This is a genomic window from Priestia sp. FSL R5-0597 (assembly GCF_038006305.1).
Taxonomy (GTDB): domain Bacteria; phylum Bacillota; class Bacilli; order Bacillales; family Bacillaceae_H; genus Priestia; species Priestia zanthoxyli.
The window spans coordinates 3,071,963-3,089,001 of sequence record NZ_JBBOUZ010000001.1 but is presented as its reverse complement, the minus strand read 5'-3'; the positions used below and the strand labels follow the sequence as shown (position 1 = coordinate 3,089,001).

The window sequence follows — 17,039 nt, the reverse complement described above, 5'->3', positions numbered from 1 at the left end:
TATTTACAAAAAATGATTAAATGTCTTGTATGGAGGGAAAGAGTGTTAACAGGAAGCTTTACTATATCATCGTAGAGTTATCTAAAAACCATACAAAGTACAGGAGTGTCGTTTTCGTGAGTTCAACAAAGAAAGTTGTATTTATCAGTTCCATTATTTTAAATGTCCTTTTCATAGGTGTTTTTGCTTTTTATGCAACAAGCAGCAGCGCGATGAAAAATCCGCTGTCATCTAAGGGTTCGTCTAAGCAAAGCTATAGAGACAATCCTTATTACATTGAACGGACTACTTTGTTCAAGCAATTAAGTATTCCTAAAGAGTCCATCGTATTTCTCGGTGATAGCATTACCCAGCGCTCTGAGTGGAGCGAACTTTTTCATAATAAGCAGATTGTCAATCGAGGCGTAGCCGATGATACAACTGAAGGGGTATTGCATCGTTTAAAAAGCATTACAGATGCTAAACCAAAAAAGATTTTCTTAATGATTGGCATTAACGATTTAAATGAGCAAAAATCTGTAAAAAAAACCAAAGCCAATTACGCTGAAATTCTTGAGCGTATTCATAAAGAATCACCGGATACAAAAGTCTATATTCAAAGTGTACTGCCCGTCAACAATAAAAAATGCGGCGACGCAGTGGACAATAAAGATGTTATCGCATTAAACAACTATTTAGAGCGTCTCGCTAAGAAACATAATGATTCTTACATTGACCTGTATTCGAAAGTATCCAAAAACAATCAGTTAAAAAGTAGTTTCACGGTGGATGGTCTTCATTTAAAAGGCCAAGGCTATGCTGTTTGGAAACAAGAAGTTCAGTCATACGTTAATGAATAAAAAAGAGGTTGAGACGTAGCGTAACGAAACAGATGAAACTACATTCACCATAACAAAAAAACGAACCACTGATTAAACATGCTGATCAGTGGTTCGTTTTTCATTTGAGCTAAAATATTTTTGTTTCAGCTTTTTTTAGATAAGCTCTGGTAAATGTTTTTTAGCATCGTATTCGACAAGAGCATCATCGTTTTTAATACGCTGTAAATAATCAGGATTTGAAATTAGCGGGCGGCCAATAGCAGCTACGTCGATCCAGCCGGCTTGAAGCGCTTTTTCAGCTGATTCAGGCGTTAAATCACCCACGCCGATAATTGGTCCATCCCAGTACTTACGCGTGATTTCATAAAGGTTTTGGCCGTTTTGGACATCTTCGTAAAAATCAAGCATAGACGGGTGAATAATCTCAATGCCTGTTTCTTTAAAAGCTTCTGTATACGTTTGAATGGCTTTTTCGGTATCATCCCAGCGATAGTCTGGTTTATCAAGCTTATGAGGAGAGAAGCGAATCACAACGCGTTCTTTTCCGATAGCGTCAATAACAGCAGAAATCACTTCTTTCATAAACGTTAATCGCTGTGCAAGGTCGCCTCCGTATTCATCCGTGCGTTTGTTAGACCAGTCTGAATTAAATTGATCAATTAAATAGCCGTGAGCACCGTGAATTTCAACGCCGTCAAAGCCTGCTTCAATGGCATTTTTAGCTGCTTGAGCGTACTGTCCTACAACTTCTTTAATATCTTCTTTTGACATTTCTTCAGGCTCTTCGTACGGCTTGCGGAAACGAGGCACTTGACCTTGTGCTGCAATAGCAGAAGGGGCCTGAGGTTTATGTCCATTGATTAACTCAGGATGACTCAAGCGGCCAACGTGCCAAATTTGAGCAATAATCGTGCCGCCTTCTTCATGAACAGCTTCTGTTACAGGCTTCCATGAATCAATTTGTTCTTGTGTATAGATACCGGGAACGCCAGGATTTCCTTTTGCGCGTTCGCTGATAACAATTCCTTCACTAATAATTAAGCCAATACCATCCTTTGCGCGGCGGCGGTAGTAGTCTACAACGTCTTGACCGACTACGCCTGTCTCTGGATCAGCAAAGCATCGTGTCATCGGTGCCATTGCTGTACGAGTGTGTAAATCAAATGCTTCAATGTTTGTTGGTTGGAATAATTTTTCAAATTTACTCATTTTATATTCAGCTCCTTAAGAGGAAAGTATAGCTGCGAACGTTTTTGCAGCGGGTTCAGTTTATTGTAACAGGGGATTTGTTTTATCTTCAAACATTTCGACTTCCGAAAAATGATTACAAAAAAAGCCGGCTGTTTTGACAGCCAGCTTTTACAATATTAATGCTGTTTGTTAGGAAGTTTTTTCTCCGGGTGGCCAGTAGCTTGACCCTGCTTATTTTTACGCTGCTTTTCTTGATTGTCGTTCAGCTTTTGAACAAATTGATTTGTGTTTTCCATTATCCATACCTCCCTTATGAGCTTTCCCTGTTACTATAACCCATTGCATTCAAAAACATGACGCCAATCCGCTAAAAGCAGCTCCATATATACACCGGTATATAGAAATTAACAGGAAAATCGTGTATACTGTTGTAAAAATAACGTTAATGTTTCGTGAGTTTATAATTTCTTATTCATTCATGAACAAGAAAAGGTGTTACGCAATGAGTGATTTTTTTAGCGGGAAAGAAATGTCGTTTATTTTAATTTTGACATTCAGCGTGTACATATTTGTCTGGAATGTGCCCCTTCAGGCGACCAATGCCATGATGATTTACTTTATCCTGCTGTTTTTGTATACAGTCAGTAAGCTGCTTTTTTCTCCTCAGTTCCGACAATTTCCGCTTGTTAAGGTGCTATTGGCCATTTTATTTGTTCTTATGCTGGCTGAAATAATCGTTGCTTACAGCACTCATAGCATAAAGATTACAGATTTACATCATATTTTCGATTATTTCAGTCATATGGATTTGTATTCATAGTATGTACAGCCAAAAAATGATTTACGACGAAATCTTCTCTGAGTTCTGGCTGTGCTTTTTTATATTTTTTACACACTGCTTGCACAAGGAAAGAGAAAGAGTACGTTCTTTGACCAAAAGATCAGGGGAATGCCAAATTTCTTTGAATAGCTCTGTTAAGATGCTTTCGCAAGCATGTGGATCTTTTACTGCTGAATAGACAAGACGATACAAAAGCGTTTCATATCGATTGTAAAGCTGATGAAGTGCTTCTTTCTTTCGGTTTTTTATCTCTTGAATGAGTAAAAGATCATTGTTCATAAACGAGCCCCTTCGAAAATCAATTATAGTTCATTGTACCCTTGTTAAAATGAGCATAAACACCTAAAAAGGAGAGGCTTATGAGCTATGTAGTATCAAAAAAACAAGGCAAAATACTCAACGAGATATCAAAGAAGAGAACTTGGGGAAGTGAGAGACAACCTGCACGCTTTGCTCGTTACGTATCCAAATGAGCTGATAAACTTATTGTAGCTGGATGTGCATTGATTTTCCTTACAGTCGTCAGTTTACTAATCATCGGCATATATACAGTTTGTACATGGCTGTTTTTATAAAGAAAAGGTGCACATCAGTGCACCTTTTCTTTATGAATGTTGCTTCACTACGTAATTGACAATTTGTTCGGCTGCAGCGGCAGGGCCAGATGCCTGCTGGAAACTTGCGTTGATTTCTTTAATTCCTTTTTTATAGGAATCGTCGCGGACAACTTCGTCAACGGCACTTCTTAAAAGAGAGGCATTTACCGTTTCTTTTGCTAAGCGATAACCAGCGTTTAGTTCCACGAGCCTTTGAGCAACGATCGGCTGATCTTTGCCATGAGGTAAAACGACTAACGGTACGTTAAAATGAATAGCTTCGTTTACGCTGTTCATGCCTCCGTGCGTGATAAAAACGTCCGCTTCTTTTAACACGTCAAGCTGAGGAACATAGGGCAAAATAATAAAATGCTCTGGCGCTTTTTTAATTCTTTTAAAATCGGCCCGGTCTCCTGCTGCAATCACAACTTTTCCATCAAAATCGCTAAATGCGTCGATGCAAAGGTTGAAAAAGCCTTCTACGTCATGAAGTACCGTTCCCATTGAAATATAAAGAACTTTTTCGTCTTTCAGCTTTTCTAACGGAAAATCATGAGAGCGGTGACGCTTTGGAAAGCTTGGCCCAATAAATAAACACGAGTCATCAAAATGTTCATGAAGCGGCTGGAAAAAGCGGCTTGTGTACACGACCGTTAATTCGCCTTCATTGTTCATAAATTGAAGCAGATTTTTAGGCTCTATGCCAAACTGATTTTTAAGCAGGCTGAGCCCGTACTGAGCTTGTTCATCCGGCTGAAATGGAACGTCTGAATCAGGATGAAGAGGCATCATTGCTAAGCGGTCTTTCGGCATTAAAAAAGAAGCAGATGATACAATGCCAGGGATCCGCAAATAATCACGCACTAATTCGCCTGCTCCAAACTTGTCGTAAAACACAAAATCAAATTCAATTTTTTTTGATAATATATGAACAAGCTTCAGCGTATCTAAAGACGTTTGGATGTGGATGTTTAAAAAAGCGTTGATTCCTTGAGGAGTTTCAGGCTTGATGGATACACCGCTTAATAAGTCTGGGTGAATGTGTACGATAGCCCCGGCGTTTTCAAGGCGCTCTTTAAAACGCTCGGCCGTAATGTAATGAACTGTATCACCTCGGTCTGAAAAAGCTTTTACCATTCCAAGCGTTGGGTTTACGTGACCTTCAGCGGGAAAGTTGATCATTAAAATGTTTGCCATTTTTTCACTTCACTTTCGGTAAGATTTCTTCAAGCGTAATCAAATATAAGGAAGTTGACAACTAATTTGGTTAGCGCATTTATTTTTTGAAGCCCTGCCTTTGTGTATAAAATGTGAAAAAATATAACTTTTTTCCTAAAAAATAACATAATTAAACTGAGTTTATGATAGAATTTTGAGAGCACTAGAGAGAAAGAATCATTTTTGGAGGTTGCTATTTTGAGTACGTTATCAACAAATTCAGAACCGGTTTTAAAGCCTAAAAAGAAAAAAGAGTTTACTTACTTCACATTGCTTCTATTTATCGTGTTGGGCTTTGGACTGCAAATCCTAGCCGGAATTGGAGTAGCTATTTACGATGAAGTTATGGGTTCAAATATGACAGGAATTTTATTAGAAGGCCCATATGCTCTGCTTGTAGACGCGGCATTTTTTCTAGGGGTTGCGGTGCTTTATAGACCTGTGCGCAGATTTTTAAAACCTATGTGGAACGTCTCGGTATTAAAAGAAGGGAAAACGTATGTATATATTGTGGTAGGCTTTTTAATTGTAGCCGCGGTGCAGTACGTGATGCTTTCATTTTTAAACGTAGAAAGCGCAGATCAGCAGCAAAAAGATTTAAATCAAGGCAGTTTTAATCAAACGCAGCTTTCAAGCTGGATATTTTTTATAAGTGTAGCAGTTATCACGCCTATTAAAGAAGAGTTGCTTTATAGAGGTGTTTTATGTGGTTTCTTAACCAAACGCCATCACGTGCTTGTGGGCATTTTCGTTTCCGCTCTTGTATTCGGTCTTTTACATATTGGCTTTCCGATTACAGCTACCGTCATGGGACTTGTTTTCGCCATTATTTATTATCGAACAAAATCTATTTTCCCATCTATGATTTTACATATGCTGTGGAATGGATTAGTGAGTATAACCGTGTTCTTTTAAAAGAGGGTAAAACAAAGTAGTTTCGTTGAGGGAAAATCCGAACAATTCATCGTTCGGATTTTTTTATTGGTAGGATGAATCTAAGTTTCATGCATGTAGCTTCCTTCTAGCTGTTGATTGGATGGATTTCGTTATGTCTCAATTTCTTTTTATTTCGATAAAGACGCCGAATGCTTTACGCGAATTTTCCCAACTATTAATAACCCAAGAGGGTAAAATAGTCCAAATAACAGACTGTACGGAATCCACGTATCTCTGTCCCACGTTTGTTCATAGGGAATGCTTGGATACACGATAAGTGAAAATGTAACGGCAATAATGCCTAGCGGAAGAGTTAAAATTCGGTAGTTTTTTAATTCAAGAATTTGAGCGAGTCCGGAAACGGTCGCATAATAGTAGAGAGACGTTTTGAAATAAAGAGATAAAAACCACATAATGGCCATGATTACTTCAATATTTTTCAGAAAATCGGCAACTTCGATACGCCTTGCAAGCTCATAGCTTGGATATAAAGCGATACGTGTATACGTATTTCCAAGTACAAGAATGCCAAGTAATAAAATAATAATCATAATGCCTCCGCCGATTAAGCTTCCTGTAAAAAAAGCGCGGTTTCGCTGATCAGGTTCCCCTACGTGAGCAGGGAAAACGGTCAGCAATACAATGAAAGTGAGAGACGTAATACTTGTAAAGACCAGAATAGATCGAATAATAGGCTTAACGCCTACCTCTAACAAAGGCTGCAAATTCTCATAATGAATTTGAGGGAAGATCGAAAAAACTAAGATTAAAAACGGAATAACAAACCAAGGAAAGAGAATTTCAGCACAGCGGGCAATCGTTTCAATGCCAAGACGAACGCCGACAATCACAATTCCCATAAACAAAATATGAACAGCAAGCATAGGCGTTTGAATAATAATGCGAGTTGTTAGAAATGAGCCCACGTAAAACAAAACTTGACTGCAAAAAAGAAGAGTAGAAGCTACAAATAAAAGAGAGACAAACTTTCCTAGCCACTTGCCTAAAATGGCTTCGTTTAGTTCTACAAGGGTTTTATTCGGATAAAGGCTAGAAAGTTTGATATACATCCATACAAGAAAAACGCCTACACCTACGCCTAAAATGGCTGGAATCCATGCTTCTTGTTTAGAATCAGCCGTTAAGCTTCCAGGTACGACTAAAATAGTGTCGCCTAAACTATAAAAAATCACGAGTATTCGAAACTGTGCTGCGGATAATTTTATCTGACTATGCACGTTGTTCACTTCCTTTTACTTCAACAGACTGAACAAAAAATCACTAAAAGGTTTTAATAAAAAAGCAATGCCGTCTCCAGGGTTAGGGATTTCCACACCGCCATATTTTAAACTAACAATTAAAATACTTACTGTGAACAAACTCCAAAAAATTCGCTTTTCTCTTCGACTGTTCACTTTTTTTAAATAAGGTATTTCTACTAAACAAACAGCTGCACAAAGTAAAAAAATCCCTAAAAATATAAGCATGTATCAACCTCAATTAGTAACCCTTCAAAAATAATGAAGGGATGTTAAAGACGCCTGTGTTTCAAAAATAGTATCACCCAAAATGGCGTCATTTATGAAAAGTAAGACTAAAGGCAGTGCAAAACCGTGTTATAATGACCAAGTTGAGCGTTATAATAGAGAAAAAACAGCATGATTACAAACAAGTAGATACATAACAAGGTAAGGATGGGAGAGAGATAGATGGTAGACGAATTCAAAAAAATGCTAGATGACAAAGAAAAGGTACAGCTTATGATCGCCGCCGTTGTCATGCTCGGAGGCCTGGTCGTTTTGTTAAAAAGCGTTGCAACGGGTCAGGCAATGGGCCAAAAATGGCTAGAAAGTAAAGGGAATGTAGACACAGATCTGTATGTTGAAACGGTAAAAAGCTACATACACCTGTATCAAATTGTGGGTGGCGTGATGTTTGGAGGAGGCCTTCTCACGTTACTTCGTGCTAAGCTAAAGAAATAAAGCGGCAGCAAAATAAAAGAGCATAGTCCAAAAGAAGTGTCATATCTTTTTAATAACTTAAAAAATAGTGAAAAGGAGTTATGTATGAATAATGAAGAAAATACACCGGCTTATCATCTGTTTATGATGATAGGAGCGCTTGCTATGCTGATTTTTGGTGTTGTCGGTTTCTTTATTCAGTATCCTGCTACGTTAAGTTTTGTGATGTGCATTGGCGGAAGCATCATATTTTTGCTGCATTTATTTGAATATATGAAACCTAAAAATGAACTATAGCATCTTCAAACGAGGAAATCTAGAAGCAAAGGAAGATGAGAAATGCAGAAACATCGTACGTACGAAACGCTAGTTGATCTTTATCAAAAAAGCGCAAAAATTCATTATGAAATCGATTACCGAGATAAAAAATCTGTAAAAAAAGGAAACCGAGCTGCAGAAGATATGAAAAAAATTGCGCAGCTCATTCATTTATACTATCCAGGCATGCTCTTTGAATTTTCAACACTGCTGACGAATCCTACTTATCGAATTGACCTATGGGCTGCACATCATATTTTAGAAATTATGAGCTATTCACCAATGCTTGAGGACAACGCGCTTTCCGTCATTGAACGCTACGCCGACGAAAATGATTTTACGGCTTTAGGGAATCGCATGTGGTTAGGTCAGTGGAGAGAAAAACAGCGCTAAAACCCATATAGGCAAACAAGAATAACTAAAAGGAAGATAGATATATGAGTTTACGTACATTAAAGAATGGTATAGGCGTCACCATTCGAGAAGCAGAATCAAAAGACGCAGAGAAAATGATTGCTTTTTACAATCGAGTGGGAGGAGAAAGTGATTTTCTTTCATTTGGAGAAGGGGAGTTTCTTAGACCAGTTTCAGAGTATGAAGTGTTTTTAGCTTCTGTAAAACAAGAGCAAAACTCTCTTATAGTCGTGACTGAAAAAGAAGAAGAAATCATTAGTATTGCATCCATCACCTCGTCTCAAAACCCGCGTAATAAGCATGTGGGTACCCTTGGTATCGTGGTAGAGGATGCTTATAGCGGGCTAGGGCTAGGAAGACAGCTAATGATTGAGCTGATTGAATGGGCACGTATGAATAAACAAACAAAAAAAATCGAACTTGTGACGCGAGAAGATAATCAAAGAGCTATTTCTTTATACAAACAGCTAGGGTTTCAAACAGAAGGATTAAAAGAAAAAGACACCTATATAAATGGCGTCTACTATAATACAATGCTTATGGGTCTTCACTTATAAAAAGAGGCTGAGACAAAAGTATGTTAAGTGAATGCAAATCCGAACGATGAATCGTTCGGATTTTTTCATTGTGGTGATGAACGTAGGCTTCATATAATTGATGTAGTTATATCTCAATCTCTTTTGATTTATTGTTTTTTAGCATCAGCAAATGTACTCATCGCCTCGTTCATGAATTTCGCTAATCCTTTTCCGTAGCGATCGATGTTGGTTGTAAACCGCTCATCTTGTACATACATCTCTCCAAGACCTTTAAAGGCTTCTAACGAATACGTTCCAAAGTTCTCATTTAAAAATTGATACCATTGCTCAATGGCTTTTTGAGCTTCTGTAGAGGATGGTGACAGATCACGCAGAGAAGCTAAGTGAGTGTAGATACTTTCCCATTCGTTTGACATGCGCTGCTGTTCTTCATGTGAAAAGCTTTGTACTTTTTCATTCGCTTCATCTACTCGCTGATTTCCCCAGCGCTTCCGGGCTTCTTCTTCGTATGGGTTATGCGAAAAATCCAGCCCTTTAAACCGCTCTTTTTCGTTCATTTCAATCGCTCCTTTTTCATATTGAATCGTTTTATTAATGGTTGCAATCATTTGATCGACCCGACTGCGTTTTTCAATCAGCATGTTTTTTTGCAGTATCAACGCTTCTGTGCGATTAAATATTGGGTCTGTTATAATCTCCTGAATTTGTTTTAAAGGGAAGCCAAGTTCTTTAAAAAATAATATTTGCTGAAGCATATCAAGATTAGCCGGTGAATAAAGCCGGTAGCCGGATTCACTGACAGCATCAGGTTTTAATAGCCCGATTTCATCATAGTGATGCAGCGTGCGGACGCTGATTCCTACTAAGTCAGCCACTTCTTTTACTTTTCTGTTCATTCTTTCATCTCCCTTCTGAAATCTACTATAAAATATAACGCAGCGTAAGGGTCAATACTAAAAAAGAAATAATTGACTTTTAGTTTATATGCATTTATATTTAATTAGCATTAACTATTTATAACATGAAATAAATAAGCAAGCCTGGAGGAATAGATGTGACAAAAAGCAATCAGTATCTTGGGGAGATTCGTTCATCGCTTCAAGTGCTATTTGAAAAAATGCAGCCCGAAATGATGGAGAGCCTTAATGAGCATGAGATGACTCCTACGCAATTATTTGTTCTTTCTTATTTAAAGAAAGTAGGGAGCAGTAAGGTTTCTCAAATTGCAGAGCTAATGGATGTAAAACCTAGCGCCGTGACTCTTTTAGTGGATCGTCTTGAACAGCACAATTTTGTTGTAAGAGAACACAATAAAGAAGACAGAAGAGTTGTTGACATTACCTTAACGGAGTTTGGGCATCGCAAACTTGAAGACGTGCTAAATGGTCGAAAAGCCATTATGGACCGCTACCTTTTGCATCTAACAGAAGAAGAGCTTTCCATGATGGCTTCTATTACGAAAAAGCTTGCAACATCAGCTGCTTCTTATAAAGATAAGCAGCAGTAACAAAAAAGAGGAGAGACACACGATGGAAAATCAAAAAAATTCAAAGCGCACGCTTTTATTAATTGGGTTAATTATTGCGATGTTCTTTTCTGCACTTGATGGAACCATTGTCGGAACAGCTATGCCAAGAATCGTAGGAGATCTTGGTGGTTTAAGCATGATGACATGGCTGACAACAGCCTATTTATTAACGTCAACAACGGTTGTTCCGATTGCAGGAAAGCTCGCTGATTTAGTAGGACGCAGAGTAATTTATGTTACAGGACTTATTATTTTTATGGTGGCTTCTGCTTTATGCGGAATGGCAAATAATATGACAGAGCTTATTTTATTCCGTGCATTACAAGGAATTGGCGGCGGCGTTATGATGCCGATGGCAATGATTGTAATCGGTGATTTATTTACAGGAAAAGCACGAGCAAAGTTTCAAGGAGTATTCGGAGGAATTTATGGTCTTGCTTCTGTCATCGGTCCGCAAATTGGCGGATGGATTGTTGATTCATTGAACTGGAAATGGGTGTTTTACATTAACTTGCCGGTAGGGATACTCGCTACCGTTTTTATTGCGCTCGGACTTCAAGGAAAAAAACATACAGGACCTGTTAAATTCGATGTAGCTGGTATGTTCACAATGGTTATCGGAGTAGTAAGCTTGCTTCTGGCCCTGAGCTTTGGAGGAAAAGACTACGACTGGAACTCTTGGCAGATTATTAGTTTGTTTGCACTTGCTGTTGCTGGGATCATAAGCTTTATTATTGTGGAAACGAAAGCTAAAGAACCGATTCTTCCGATGTATTTATTTAAGAACCGAACGTTTACGCTTTTAAATATCATTGGCTTTTTTATGAGCATTGGTATGTTCGGAGCTATTACATTTGTTCCGTTCTTTATGCAAGGAATCGTTGGAGTCAGCGCCTCAGAATCAGGTACCATTATGACACCAATGATGATTTCAATGATTGTAACGAGTATTATTGGAGGTCAGCTTGTTTATAAAGTTGGAATCAAGCCTCAAATCGTTACGGGTATGCTCATTATGGCAGGAGGGTTCTTCTTGTTAACAACATTAGACCTTCATACTAGCAAGCTTGTTGCTACTTCTTATATGGCCGTAATCGGTTTAGGAATGGGTCTTGTAATGCCAATTTTAACGCTTGCTCTTCAAGAAAGCTTTTCAAAAGAAGAGCTCGGTGTTGTTACATCATCAAGTCAATTTTTCCGTTCAATTGGAGGAACGTTCGGTATTACCATTTTAGGAGCGATAATGAACGCCAAATCAGGTACGCTTCTTACTGACAAACTCGTTCCATATTTAAACTCATTGCCTGCTCAAGCAAGCGCTTTTGCCGACGGGTTCAAAAAAGCGATTGATACGAATCCTGAAAGTGTGCTGCAGATGCTGTTTAGTCCTGAGGCGCTAAAGAGTATTCCAGCTGCGCTTTCAGACAGCATTGTGCCTATTTTGAAGACCTCGCTAATGAGCGCATTGCACAGCGTCTTTTTCATGGGCTTAGCTTTTATTATTTTAGGAGCGGTATGTACATTGTTCTTAAGACAGATCAAGCTTTCAAATAAAAAAGCCGAAGAAAAACCAGAAGAAGGCATTGCTGAAGTAGAGCCATCACATTAAAAAAAGCGCACAAATTTGTGCGCTTTTTTTCTATATTATTAGCTAGTTGTTTCATTAGGCTTGCGAAGAAAAGGGGATTGTTTAGACGTGTCATACGAAATTTGATCAAGCAAATACGATAAATATAAGTTCAGTTCAAACCGATCTTCCGTCACAAAATCTGTAAGCGCTTGCTTATTATCTTTCCACATAGTAATTCCTCCTTAATTTTACATACTAATGAATGGATTTAATATCAGAAAGCAAAAGGGAAACAACGGCTTCATTTTCGTCTTTTACGGATAGAATTTGCTGATGGAGATTTAAGTTGTGCACGCGGCCTTTGCACGTTTGCAACGTTCCATCTTTATAGTAAGAAACAGTTATCGTCCCACTTTTCGTTAATTCTCGTAAAAACATTCAAGAAGCCTCCTTAAAAAAGATTACCTGATTTAAAAGCCAGTCCTTTCATTTGAGATGAGCAAAAGGGAATGGTATGTACTGCAAGCTTCCCTTTATATTCTTCACCGTGTATGAATAGATAAAAGGTTGCTAGCTCACCTATAAACTGTCCTAAATTTCAGAATATACTGTCTTTTGCGTATAGTGTTTTTTAAAAGGATTAATGTTACATTTATTATGTAACATTCTGATGAGAAAGAAAACCGTTTCTACAAAACTTCTCTAAAAATTACAAAATATTCATATTCGTGTGAAGGATGTAGAATGAGCAGATATGGAAGTAACTGCATTTATAAAAAACGTAACCACAGCTTCAATTATTAATGATCTTAATACTAGTTATCAATTATATGTATTTTACTAATTTATTCTTCTCCGATAAAATGCAGGTAGACGAATTTGATAAGAATTTTCTAATGATTTATATAATTAAATTTGATATAATCTATAGGAATAATAATGTATGAAGGGAAACATCATTGATTAATTAGACACAGGTATTACATGTTGTTGAAGATGATTCGTAAAAGCATACATATTTAAATTATATATTTTTGTGAGGTGGACAGTGTTGCAACTTAAGGTAGTAAACAGCCCTTTTAATCAAGAACAAGCAGATTTGCTTAATCGCCTTCTGCCGACATTAACAGAAGCACAAAAAATGTGGTTGAGTGGTTATTTAACAGCATCTCAATCTACGTCTGCCGAAGGAACGCCAGACGTTTCTACAGCAGCGCCTGCTCAAGCGGAGCAGACGATTTCAAAAGACGTAACGATTCTTTACGGATCACAGACAGGAAATGCTCAAGGTCTTGCTGAAAATACAGGCAAAACGCTTGAAGCAAAAGGTTTTAATGTAACTGTATCTTCTATGAATGATTTCAAACCAAATAATTTAAAGAAACTTGAAAATTTATTAATTGTTGTAAGTACACATGGAGAAGGAGAGCCGCCTGATAACGCGCTATCTTTCCACGAATTTCTTCACGGCCGTCGAGCGCCAAAGCTTGAGAATTTCCGTTTTTCTGTCTTGTCGCTTGGAGACAGCTCATACGAATTTTTCTGTCAAACAGGGAAAGAATTTGATGTGCGCTTAGCAGAACTTGGCGGTGAAAGACTGTATCCGCGCGTTGACTGTGATTTAGATTTTGAAGAGCCCGCAAATAAATGGCTTAAAGGTGTTATTGACGGATTAAGCGAAGCGAAAGGACACAGCGCTTCGGCAGCTGTTCCGGCGGAAGCTCCTGCAGGAACTTCGCCGTACTCAAGAACAAATCCTTTTAAAGCAGAAGTGCTTGAGAACTTAAACTTGAACGGCCGCGGATCAAATAAAGAAACGCGACACTTAGAACTATCTCTAGAAGGTTCAGGTTTGACGTATGAACCAGGAGACAGTTTAGGTATTTATCCTGAAAATGATCCTGAGCTTGTTGATCTTCTTCTTAACGAATTCAAGTGGGATGCGAGTGAAAGTGTAACGGTTAATAAAGAAGGAGAAACGCGTCCTCTTAGAGAAGCGCTACTCTCTAATTTTGAAATTACCGTGTTAACAAAGCCGCTTTTAAAGCAAGCAGCTGAGCTTACTGGAAATGATAAATTAAAAGCGCTTGTAGAAAATCGCGAGGAATTAAAAGCATACACACAAGGCCGTGATGTAATTGACTTAGTTCGTGACTTCGGCCCATGGAACGTATCAGCACAAGAGTTTGTAGCTATTTTACGCAAAATGCCAGCGCGCCTTTATTCAATTGCAAGCAGCTTGTCAGCAAATCCTGACGAAGTTCATCTAACAATTGGAGCGGTACGTTACGAAGCGCATGGACGCGAGCGTAAAGGTGTTTGTTCAGTCCTATGTTCAGAACGTTTGCAGCCAGGTGATACGATTCCTGTATACCTTCAAAGCAATAAAAACTTTAAGCTTCCTCAAAACCAAGAAACGCCGATTATTATGGTGGGACCTGGTACAGGTGTGGCTCCGTTCCGCTCATTTATGCAAGAGCGTGAAGAAACAGGAGCAAAAGGTAAGTCATGGATGTTCTTTGGAGATCAGCACTTTGTAACAGACTTCCTTTACCAAACAGAGTGGCAAAAGTGGTTAAAAGACGGCGTGCTAACGAAAATGGACGTGGCGTTTTCACGCGATACTGAAGAAAAAGTATACGTACAAAACCGTATGCTTGAACATAGCAAAGAATTATTCCAGTGGTTAGAAGAAGGCGCATCTTTTTATGTGTGCGGAGATAAAACAAATATGGCACGCGACGTGCACAACACGCTAGTTGAAATTGTTGAAACAGAAGGCAAGATGAGCCGCGAAGAGGCGGAAGCTTACCTTGCTGAAATGAAGAAACAAAAACGTTATCAGCGTGATGTATACTGAGGATTGAAAGGAGATTTTCAACATGGTAAACAAAATTTTAAAAGCGCCCGAAGGTCCTCCAAGTGACGTTGAGCGCATAAAAGATGAAAGTAATTATTTACGCGGTACATTAGGAGAAACAATGCTAGACCGCATCAGCTCAGGTATTTCTGAAGACGATAATCGTTTGATGAAGTTCCACGGAAGCTACTTACAAGATGATCGAGATCTTCGTAATGAACGTCAAAAACAAAAGCTAGAGCCAGCTTACCAATTCATGCTTCGCGTTCGTACGCCAGGCGGTGTTTCAACACCAGAACAGTGGCTAGTGATGGATGATTTAGCACAAAAATACGGAAATGGAACGTTAAAGCTGACAACTCGTCAGGCGTTCCAAATGCACGGAATTTTAAAGTGGAACATGAAGAAAACGATTCAAGAAATTCATGCTTCTTTATTAGACACAATTGCAGCTTGCGGAGATGTAAACCGTAACGTAATGTGCAATCCGAATCCATATCAGTCAGAAGTGCACGCTGAAGTATTCGAATGGTCAAAAAAATTAAGTGATTATTTATTGCCTCGTACAAGAGCGTACCACGAACTTTGGCTAGATGAAGAGAAAGTCATTAGCACACCGGAAGTGGAAGAAGAAGTGGAACCAATGTATGGTCCGCTCTATTTGCCAAGAAAGTTCAAAATTGGCGTAGCTGTGCCACCTTCTAACGATATTGACGTGTATTCACAAGACCTTGGTTTTATTGCCATTTTAGAAGACGAGAAGCTTGTTGGATTTAACGTAGCAATCGGCGGCGGTATGGGTATGACGCACGGGGATAAAACAACTTACCCTCAGCTTGCAAAAGTGATTGGCTTCTGCCGACCTGACCAAATTCTAGAAGTAGCGGAAAAAGTCATTACGATTCAACGTGATTACGGAAACCGCTCTGTGCGTAAAAACGCGCGTTTTAAATACACGGTTGATCGTCTTGGATTAGAAACGGTAAAAGAAGAGCTTGAAAACCGTCTGGGCTGGAGCTTAGACGAAGCAAAATCTTATCACTTTGATCATAACGGAGACCGCTACGGCTGGGAAAAAGGTGTGAAAGGAAAATGGCACTTTACTCTTTTTGTTCAAGGTGGACGTATTGCTGACTTTGAAGACTATAAGCTTATGACGGGTCTTCGTGAAATTGCAAAAGTTCATAGCGGTGATTTCCGTTTAACGGCCAATCAAAATTTAATTATCGCGAACGTATCCACTCAAAAGAAAAAGCAAATTAGTGACTTGATTGAACAGTATGGATTAACAGACGGCAAGCATTATTCGGCTCTTCGCCGCAGCTCATTAGCTTGCGTATCGCTTCCGACTTGCGGGCTTGCGATGGCAGAAGCTGAGCGTTATCTTCCAGTTCTTGTTGAGAAGATTGAAGCAATTGTAGATGAAAACGGACTTCGCGATAAAGAAATCACGATTCGTATGACGGGCTGTCCTAACGGCTGTGCGCGTCCTGCTTTAGGTGAAATTGCTTTTATCGGTAAAGCACCGGGCAAATACAATATGTATCTTGGAGCAGCATTTGACGGCAGCCGCTTAAGCAAAATGTACCGTGAAAATATCAGTGAAGAAGAAATTTTAAATGAACTGCGCGTCTTACTTCCTCGCTATGCAAAAGAAAGAGAAGAAGGCGAGCACTTTGGTGACTTTGTCATCCGCGCTGGTGTAATCGAAGCTGTAACAGACGGCACGAATTTCCACGCATAATACGTATGAAGGGACTTTTCTAACTTACAGAAAAGTCCCTTTTTCTATTTTAGTATTCTCTAACAAATACAGCTACTCCAAATACCCCTAATCTTTCAGCAGTAATTTGTTCAAAGCCGTTGTCAAGTAAACAATGAGCTGCAGTACGGTAGCGCTGACCTTGAGCTAACAAACGTCCGCAAGGATTTGCGCGGCCAATTACCGTTGCTTCTACGATGGTACGAGGAGCTTGTCTATCCAAAGGATTTCGCTCCCACAGAATTGTCACCACATCCGGAGGACGCGGAATAGATACATTACCTGTGTGTTCATGCATAGCCATCACCTCCTTACCCTATAGTAAATGCAAAAAACGCCAAACTGCTTGTACACATGCTGATTTTTGTTAAAAAAGGCGTTCAACTATGCCCCAGTTAACCACTTTTATGGCAATGAAGGAATCAATAGAAACAGCTGATAGAAAAAAGAATGCTATAATGTAAAAGAAAGGAATTTTCATCAA

At 38.9% G+C, this 17,039-nt stretch carries 20 protein-coding genes and 1 pseudogene; 11 read left to right on the top strand and 10 right to left on the bottom strand.

Going from position 1 to position 17,039, the window contains the following annotated elements:
* The first annotated feature begins 116 nt into the window (after positions 1 to 116).
* Positions 117 to 839 carry a GDSL-type esterase/lipase family protein gene (locus MKX72_RS15850; RefSeq protein ID WP_028414415.1) on the top strand — a complete coding sequence of 241 codons (723 nt, stop codon included), beginning with the start codon at positions 117 to 119 and terminating at the stop codon, positions 837 to 839.
* Between the two features lie 135 nt (positions 840 to 974).
* Here the strand turns inward: MKX72_RS15850 and MKX72_RS15845 are convergent.
* Positions 975 to 2,015, bottom strand: a pseudogene (locus tag MKX72_RS15845) (alkene reductase); the annotation flags it as partial.
* Positions 2,016 to 2,188: 173 nt separating this feature from the next.
* Positions 2,189 to 2,308 carry a DUF4023 domain-containing protein gene (locus MKX72_RS15840; protein ID WP_080754499.1) on the bottom strand — a complete coding sequence of 40 codons (120 nt, stop codon included), beginning with the start codon at positions 2,306 to 2,308 and terminating at the stop codon, positions 2,189 to 2,191.
* A gap of 206 nt (positions 2,309 to 2,514) precedes the next feature.
* On the opposite strand from MKX72_RS15840, the gene MKX72_RS15835 reads away from it, so the two are divergent.
* Entirely contained in the window at positions 2,515 to 2,832 is a 318-nt protein-coding gene (locus MKX72_RS15835; RefSeq protein WP_028414413.1) for a hypothetical protein, read from the top strand.
* Positions 2,833 to 2,853: 21 nt separating this feature from the next.
* Here MKX72_RS15835 and MKX72_RS15830 read toward each other — a convergent pair whose 3' ends face one another.
* Positions 2,854 to 3,132, bottom strand: coding sequence for an RNA polymerase sigma factor (locus MKX72_RS15830; protein WP_028414412.1), 279 nt, complete (start codon positions 3,130 to 3,132; stop codon positions 2,854 to 2,856).
* 326 nt (positions 3,133 to 3,458) lie between these two features.
* Positions 3,459 to 4,646: a macrolide family glycosyltransferase gene (locus MKX72_RS15825; RefSeq protein WP_028414411.1), complete on the bottom strand. Its 1,188-nt coding sequence runs from the start codon at positions 4,644 to 4,646 to the stop codon at positions 3,459 to 3,461.
* Between the two features lie 219 nt (positions 4,647 to 4,865).
* On the opposite strand from MKX72_RS15825, the gene MKX72_RS15820 reads away from it, so the two are divergent.
* Positions 4,866 to 5,582: a CPBP family intramembrane glutamic endopeptidase gene (locus MKX72_RS15820; protein ID WP_155007961.1), complete on the top strand. Its 717-nt coding sequence runs from the start codon at positions 4,866 to 4,868 to the stop codon at positions 5,580 to 5,582.
* Positions 5,583 to 5,731: 149 nt separating this feature from the next.
* On the opposite strand, the gene MKX72_RS15815 is transcribed toward MKX72_RS15820, so the two are convergent.
* Together MKX72_RS15815 and MKX72_RS15810 are read right to left on the bottom strand one after the other, a co-directional pair.
* Positions 5,732 to 6,841 carry a GerAB/ArcD/ProY family transporter gene (locus tag MKX72_RS15815; protein ID WP_028414409.1) on the bottom strand — a complete coding sequence of 370 codons (1,110 nt, stop codon included), beginning with the start codon at positions 6,839 to 6,841 and terminating at the stop codon, positions 5,732 to 5,734.
* A gap of 15 nt (positions 6,842 to 6,856) precedes the next feature.
* Positions 6,857 to 7,090, bottom strand: coding sequence for a hypothetical protein (locus MKX72_RS15810; RefSeq protein ID WP_049165455.1), 234 nt, complete (start codon positions 7,088 to 7,090; stop codon positions 6,857 to 6,859).
* 222 nt (positions 7,091 to 7,312) lie between these two features.
* On the opposite strand from MKX72_RS15810, the gene MKX72_RS15805 reads away from it, so the two are divergent.
* From MKX72_RS15805 to MKX72_RS15790, 4 genes are all read left to right on the top strand, one after another.
* The gene (locus MKX72_RS15805) at positions 7,313 to 7,585 is read left to right on the top strand and encodes a hypothetical protein (RefSeq protein WP_049165452.1); all 273 of its coding nucleotides are present in this window, start codon (positions 7,313 to 7,315) and stop codon (positions 7,583 to 7,585) included.
* Positions 7,586 to 7,669: 84 nt separating this feature from the next.
* Entirely contained in the window at positions 7,670 to 7,861 is a 192-nt protein-coding gene (locus MKX72_RS15800) for a hypothetical protein (protein ID WP_014459359.1), read from the top strand.
* Positions 7,862 to 7,903: 42 nt separating this feature from the next.
* Positions 7,904 to 8,275 carry a hypothetical protein gene (locus MKX72_RS15795; RefSeq protein WP_013083874.1) on the top strand — a complete coding sequence of 124 codons (372 nt, stop codon included), beginning with the start codon at positions 7,904 to 7,906 and terminating at the stop codon, positions 8,273 to 8,275.
* Positions 8,276 to 8,319: 44 nt separating this feature from the next.
* The gene (locus MKX72_RS15790; protein WP_155007963.1) at positions 8,320 to 8,853 is read left to right on the top strand and encodes a GNAT family N-acetyltransferase; all 534 of its coding nucleotides are present in this window, start codon (positions 8,320 to 8,322) and stop codon (positions 8,851 to 8,853) included.
* Positions 8,854 to 8,981: 128 nt separating this feature from the next.
* Here MKX72_RS15790 and MKX72_RS15785 read toward each other — a convergent pair whose 3' ends face one another.
* The gene (locus tag MKX72_RS15785; RefSeq protein WP_155007965.1) at positions 8,982 to 9,731 is read right to left on the bottom strand and encodes a MerR family transcriptional regulator; all 750 of its coding nucleotides are present in this window, start codon (positions 9,729 to 9,731) and stop codon (positions 8,982 to 8,984) included.
* A 158-nt stretch (positions 9,732 to 9,889) separates the two neighbouring features.
* Here MKX72_RS15785 and MKX72_RS15780 point away from each other — a divergent pair, with 158 nt between their 5' ends.
* Positions 9,890 to 10,342 carry a MarR family winged helix-turn-helix transcriptional regulator gene (locus tag MKX72_RS15780; RefSeq protein ID WP_013057798.1) on the top strand — a complete coding sequence of 151 codons (453 nt, stop codon included), beginning with the start codon at positions 9,890 to 9,892 and terminating at the stop codon, positions 10,340 to 10,342.
* Positions 10,343 to 10,364: 22 nt separating this feature from the next.
* Complete coding sequence (locus tag MKX72_RS15775) at positions 10,365 to 11,972, top strand: MDR family MFS transporter (RefSeq protein ID WP_047750520.1); 1,608 nt, start codon at positions 10,365 to 10,367, stop codon at positions 11,970 to 11,972.
* 38 nt (positions 11,973 to 12,010) lie between these two features.
* On the opposite strand, the gene MKX72_RS15770 is transcribed toward MKX72_RS15775, so the two are convergent.
* Both MKX72_RS15770 and MKX72_RS15765 read right to left on the bottom strand, forming a co-directional pair.
* Positions 12,011 to 12,163: a hypothetical protein gene (locus tag MKX72_RS15770; RefSeq protein WP_165573525.1), complete on the bottom strand. Its 153-nt coding sequence runs from the start codon at positions 12,161 to 12,163 to the stop codon at positions 12,011 to 12,013.
* A 25-nt stretch (positions 12,164 to 12,188) separates the two neighbouring features.
* Complete coding sequence (locus tag MKX72_RS15765) at positions 12,189 to 12,371, bottom strand: YolD-like family protein (RefSeq protein WP_013083869.1); 183 nt, start codon at positions 12,369 to 12,371, stop codon at positions 12,189 to 12,191.
* A 613-nt stretch (positions 12,372 to 12,984) separates the two neighbouring features.
* Between MKX72_RS15765 and MKX72_RS15760 the strand changes: the two genes are divergently transcribed.
* Positions 12,985 to 14,793: an assimilatory sulfite reductase (NADPH) flavoprotein subunit gene (locus MKX72_RS15760; protein WP_047750521.1), complete on the top strand. Its 1,809-nt coding sequence runs from the start codon at positions 12,985 to 12,987 to the stop codon at positions 14,791 to 14,793.
* Between the two features lie 22 nt (positions 14,794 to 14,815).
* Positions 14,816 to 16,537 carry an assimilatory sulfite reductase (NADPH) hemoprotein subunit gene (gene cysI, locus MKX72_RS15755; protein ID WP_028414400.1) on the top strand — a complete coding sequence of 574 codons (1,722 nt, stop codon included), beginning with the start codon at positions 14,816 to 14,818 and terminating at the stop codon, positions 16,535 to 16,537.
* A 49-nt stretch (positions 16,538 to 16,586) separates the two neighbouring features.
* Here cysI and MKX72_RS15750 read toward each other — a convergent pair whose 3' ends face one another.
* Positions 16,587 to 16,853 carry a hypothetical protein gene (locus MKX72_RS15750; protein WP_033580575.1) on the bottom strand — a complete coding sequence of 89 codons (267 nt, stop codon included), beginning with the start codon at positions 16,851 to 16,853 and terminating at the stop codon, positions 16,587 to 16,589.
* Between the last annotated feature and the right edge of the window lie 186 nt (positions 16,854 to 17,039).

Excerpts from the sequence above, each read along its gene's own strand:
- MKX72_RS15840 (WP_080754499.1), bottom strand. The coding sequence starts at position 2,308 with ATGGAAAACACAAATCAATTTGTTCAAAAGCTGAACGACAATCAAGAA.
- MKX72_RS15835 (WP_028414413.1), top strand. The coding sequence starts at position 2,515 with ATGAGTGATTTTTTTAGCGGGAAAGAAATGTCGTTTATTTTAATTTTG.
- MKX72_RS15830 (WP_028414412.1), bottom strand. The coding sequence starts at position 3,132 with ATGAACAATGATCTTTTACTCATTCAAGAGATAAAAAACCGAAAGAAA.
- MKX72_RS15825 (WP_028414411.1), bottom strand. The coding sequence starts at position 4,646 with ATGGCAAACATTTTAATGATCAACTTTCCCGCTGAAGGTCACGTAAAC.
- MKX72_RS15810 (WP_049165455.1), bottom strand. The coding sequence starts at position 7,090 with ATGCTTATATTTTTAGGGATTTTTTTACTTTGTGCAGCTGTTTGTTTA.
- MKX72_RS15805 (WP_049165452.1), top strand. The coding sequence starts at position 7,313 with ATGGTAGACGAATTCAAAAAAATGCTAGATGACAAAGAAAAGGTACAG.
- MKX72_RS15800 (WP_014459359.1), top strand. The coding sequence starts at position 7,670 with ATGAATAATGAAGAAAATACACCGGCTTATCATCTGTTTATGATGATA.
- MKX72_RS15795 (WP_013083874.1), top strand. The coding sequence starts at position 7,904 with ATGCAGAAACATCGTACGTACGAAACGCTAGTTGATCTTTATCAAAAA.
- MKX72_RS15790 (WP_155007963.1), top strand. The coding sequence starts at position 8,320 with ATGAGTTTACGTACATTAAAGAATGGTATAGGCGTCACCATTCGAGAA.
- MKX72_RS15785 (WP_155007965.1), bottom strand. The coding sequence starts at position 9,731 with ATGAACAGAAAAGTAAAAGAAGTGGCTGACTTAGTAGGAATCAGCGTC.
- MKX72_RS15775 (WP_047750520.1), top strand. The coding sequence starts at position 10,365 with ATGGAAAATCAAAAAAATTCAAAGCGCACGCTTTTATTAATTGGGTTA.
- MKX72_RS15770 (WP_165573525.1), bottom strand. The coding sequence starts at position 12,163 with ATGTGGAAAGATAATAAGCAAGCGCTTACAGATTTTGTGACGGAAGAT.
- MKX72_RS15765 (WP_013083869.1), bottom strand. The coding sequence starts at position 12,371 with ATGTTTTTACGAGAATTAACGAAAAGTGGGACGATAACTGTTTCTTAC.
- cysI (WP_028414400.1), top strand. The coding sequence starts at position 14,816 with ATGGTAAACAAAATTTTAAAAGCGCCCGAAGGTCCTCCAAGTGACGTT.
- MKX72_RS15750 (WP_033580575.1), bottom strand. The coding sequence starts at position 16,853 with ATGCATGAACACACAGGTAATGTATCTATTCCGCGTCCTCCGGATGTG.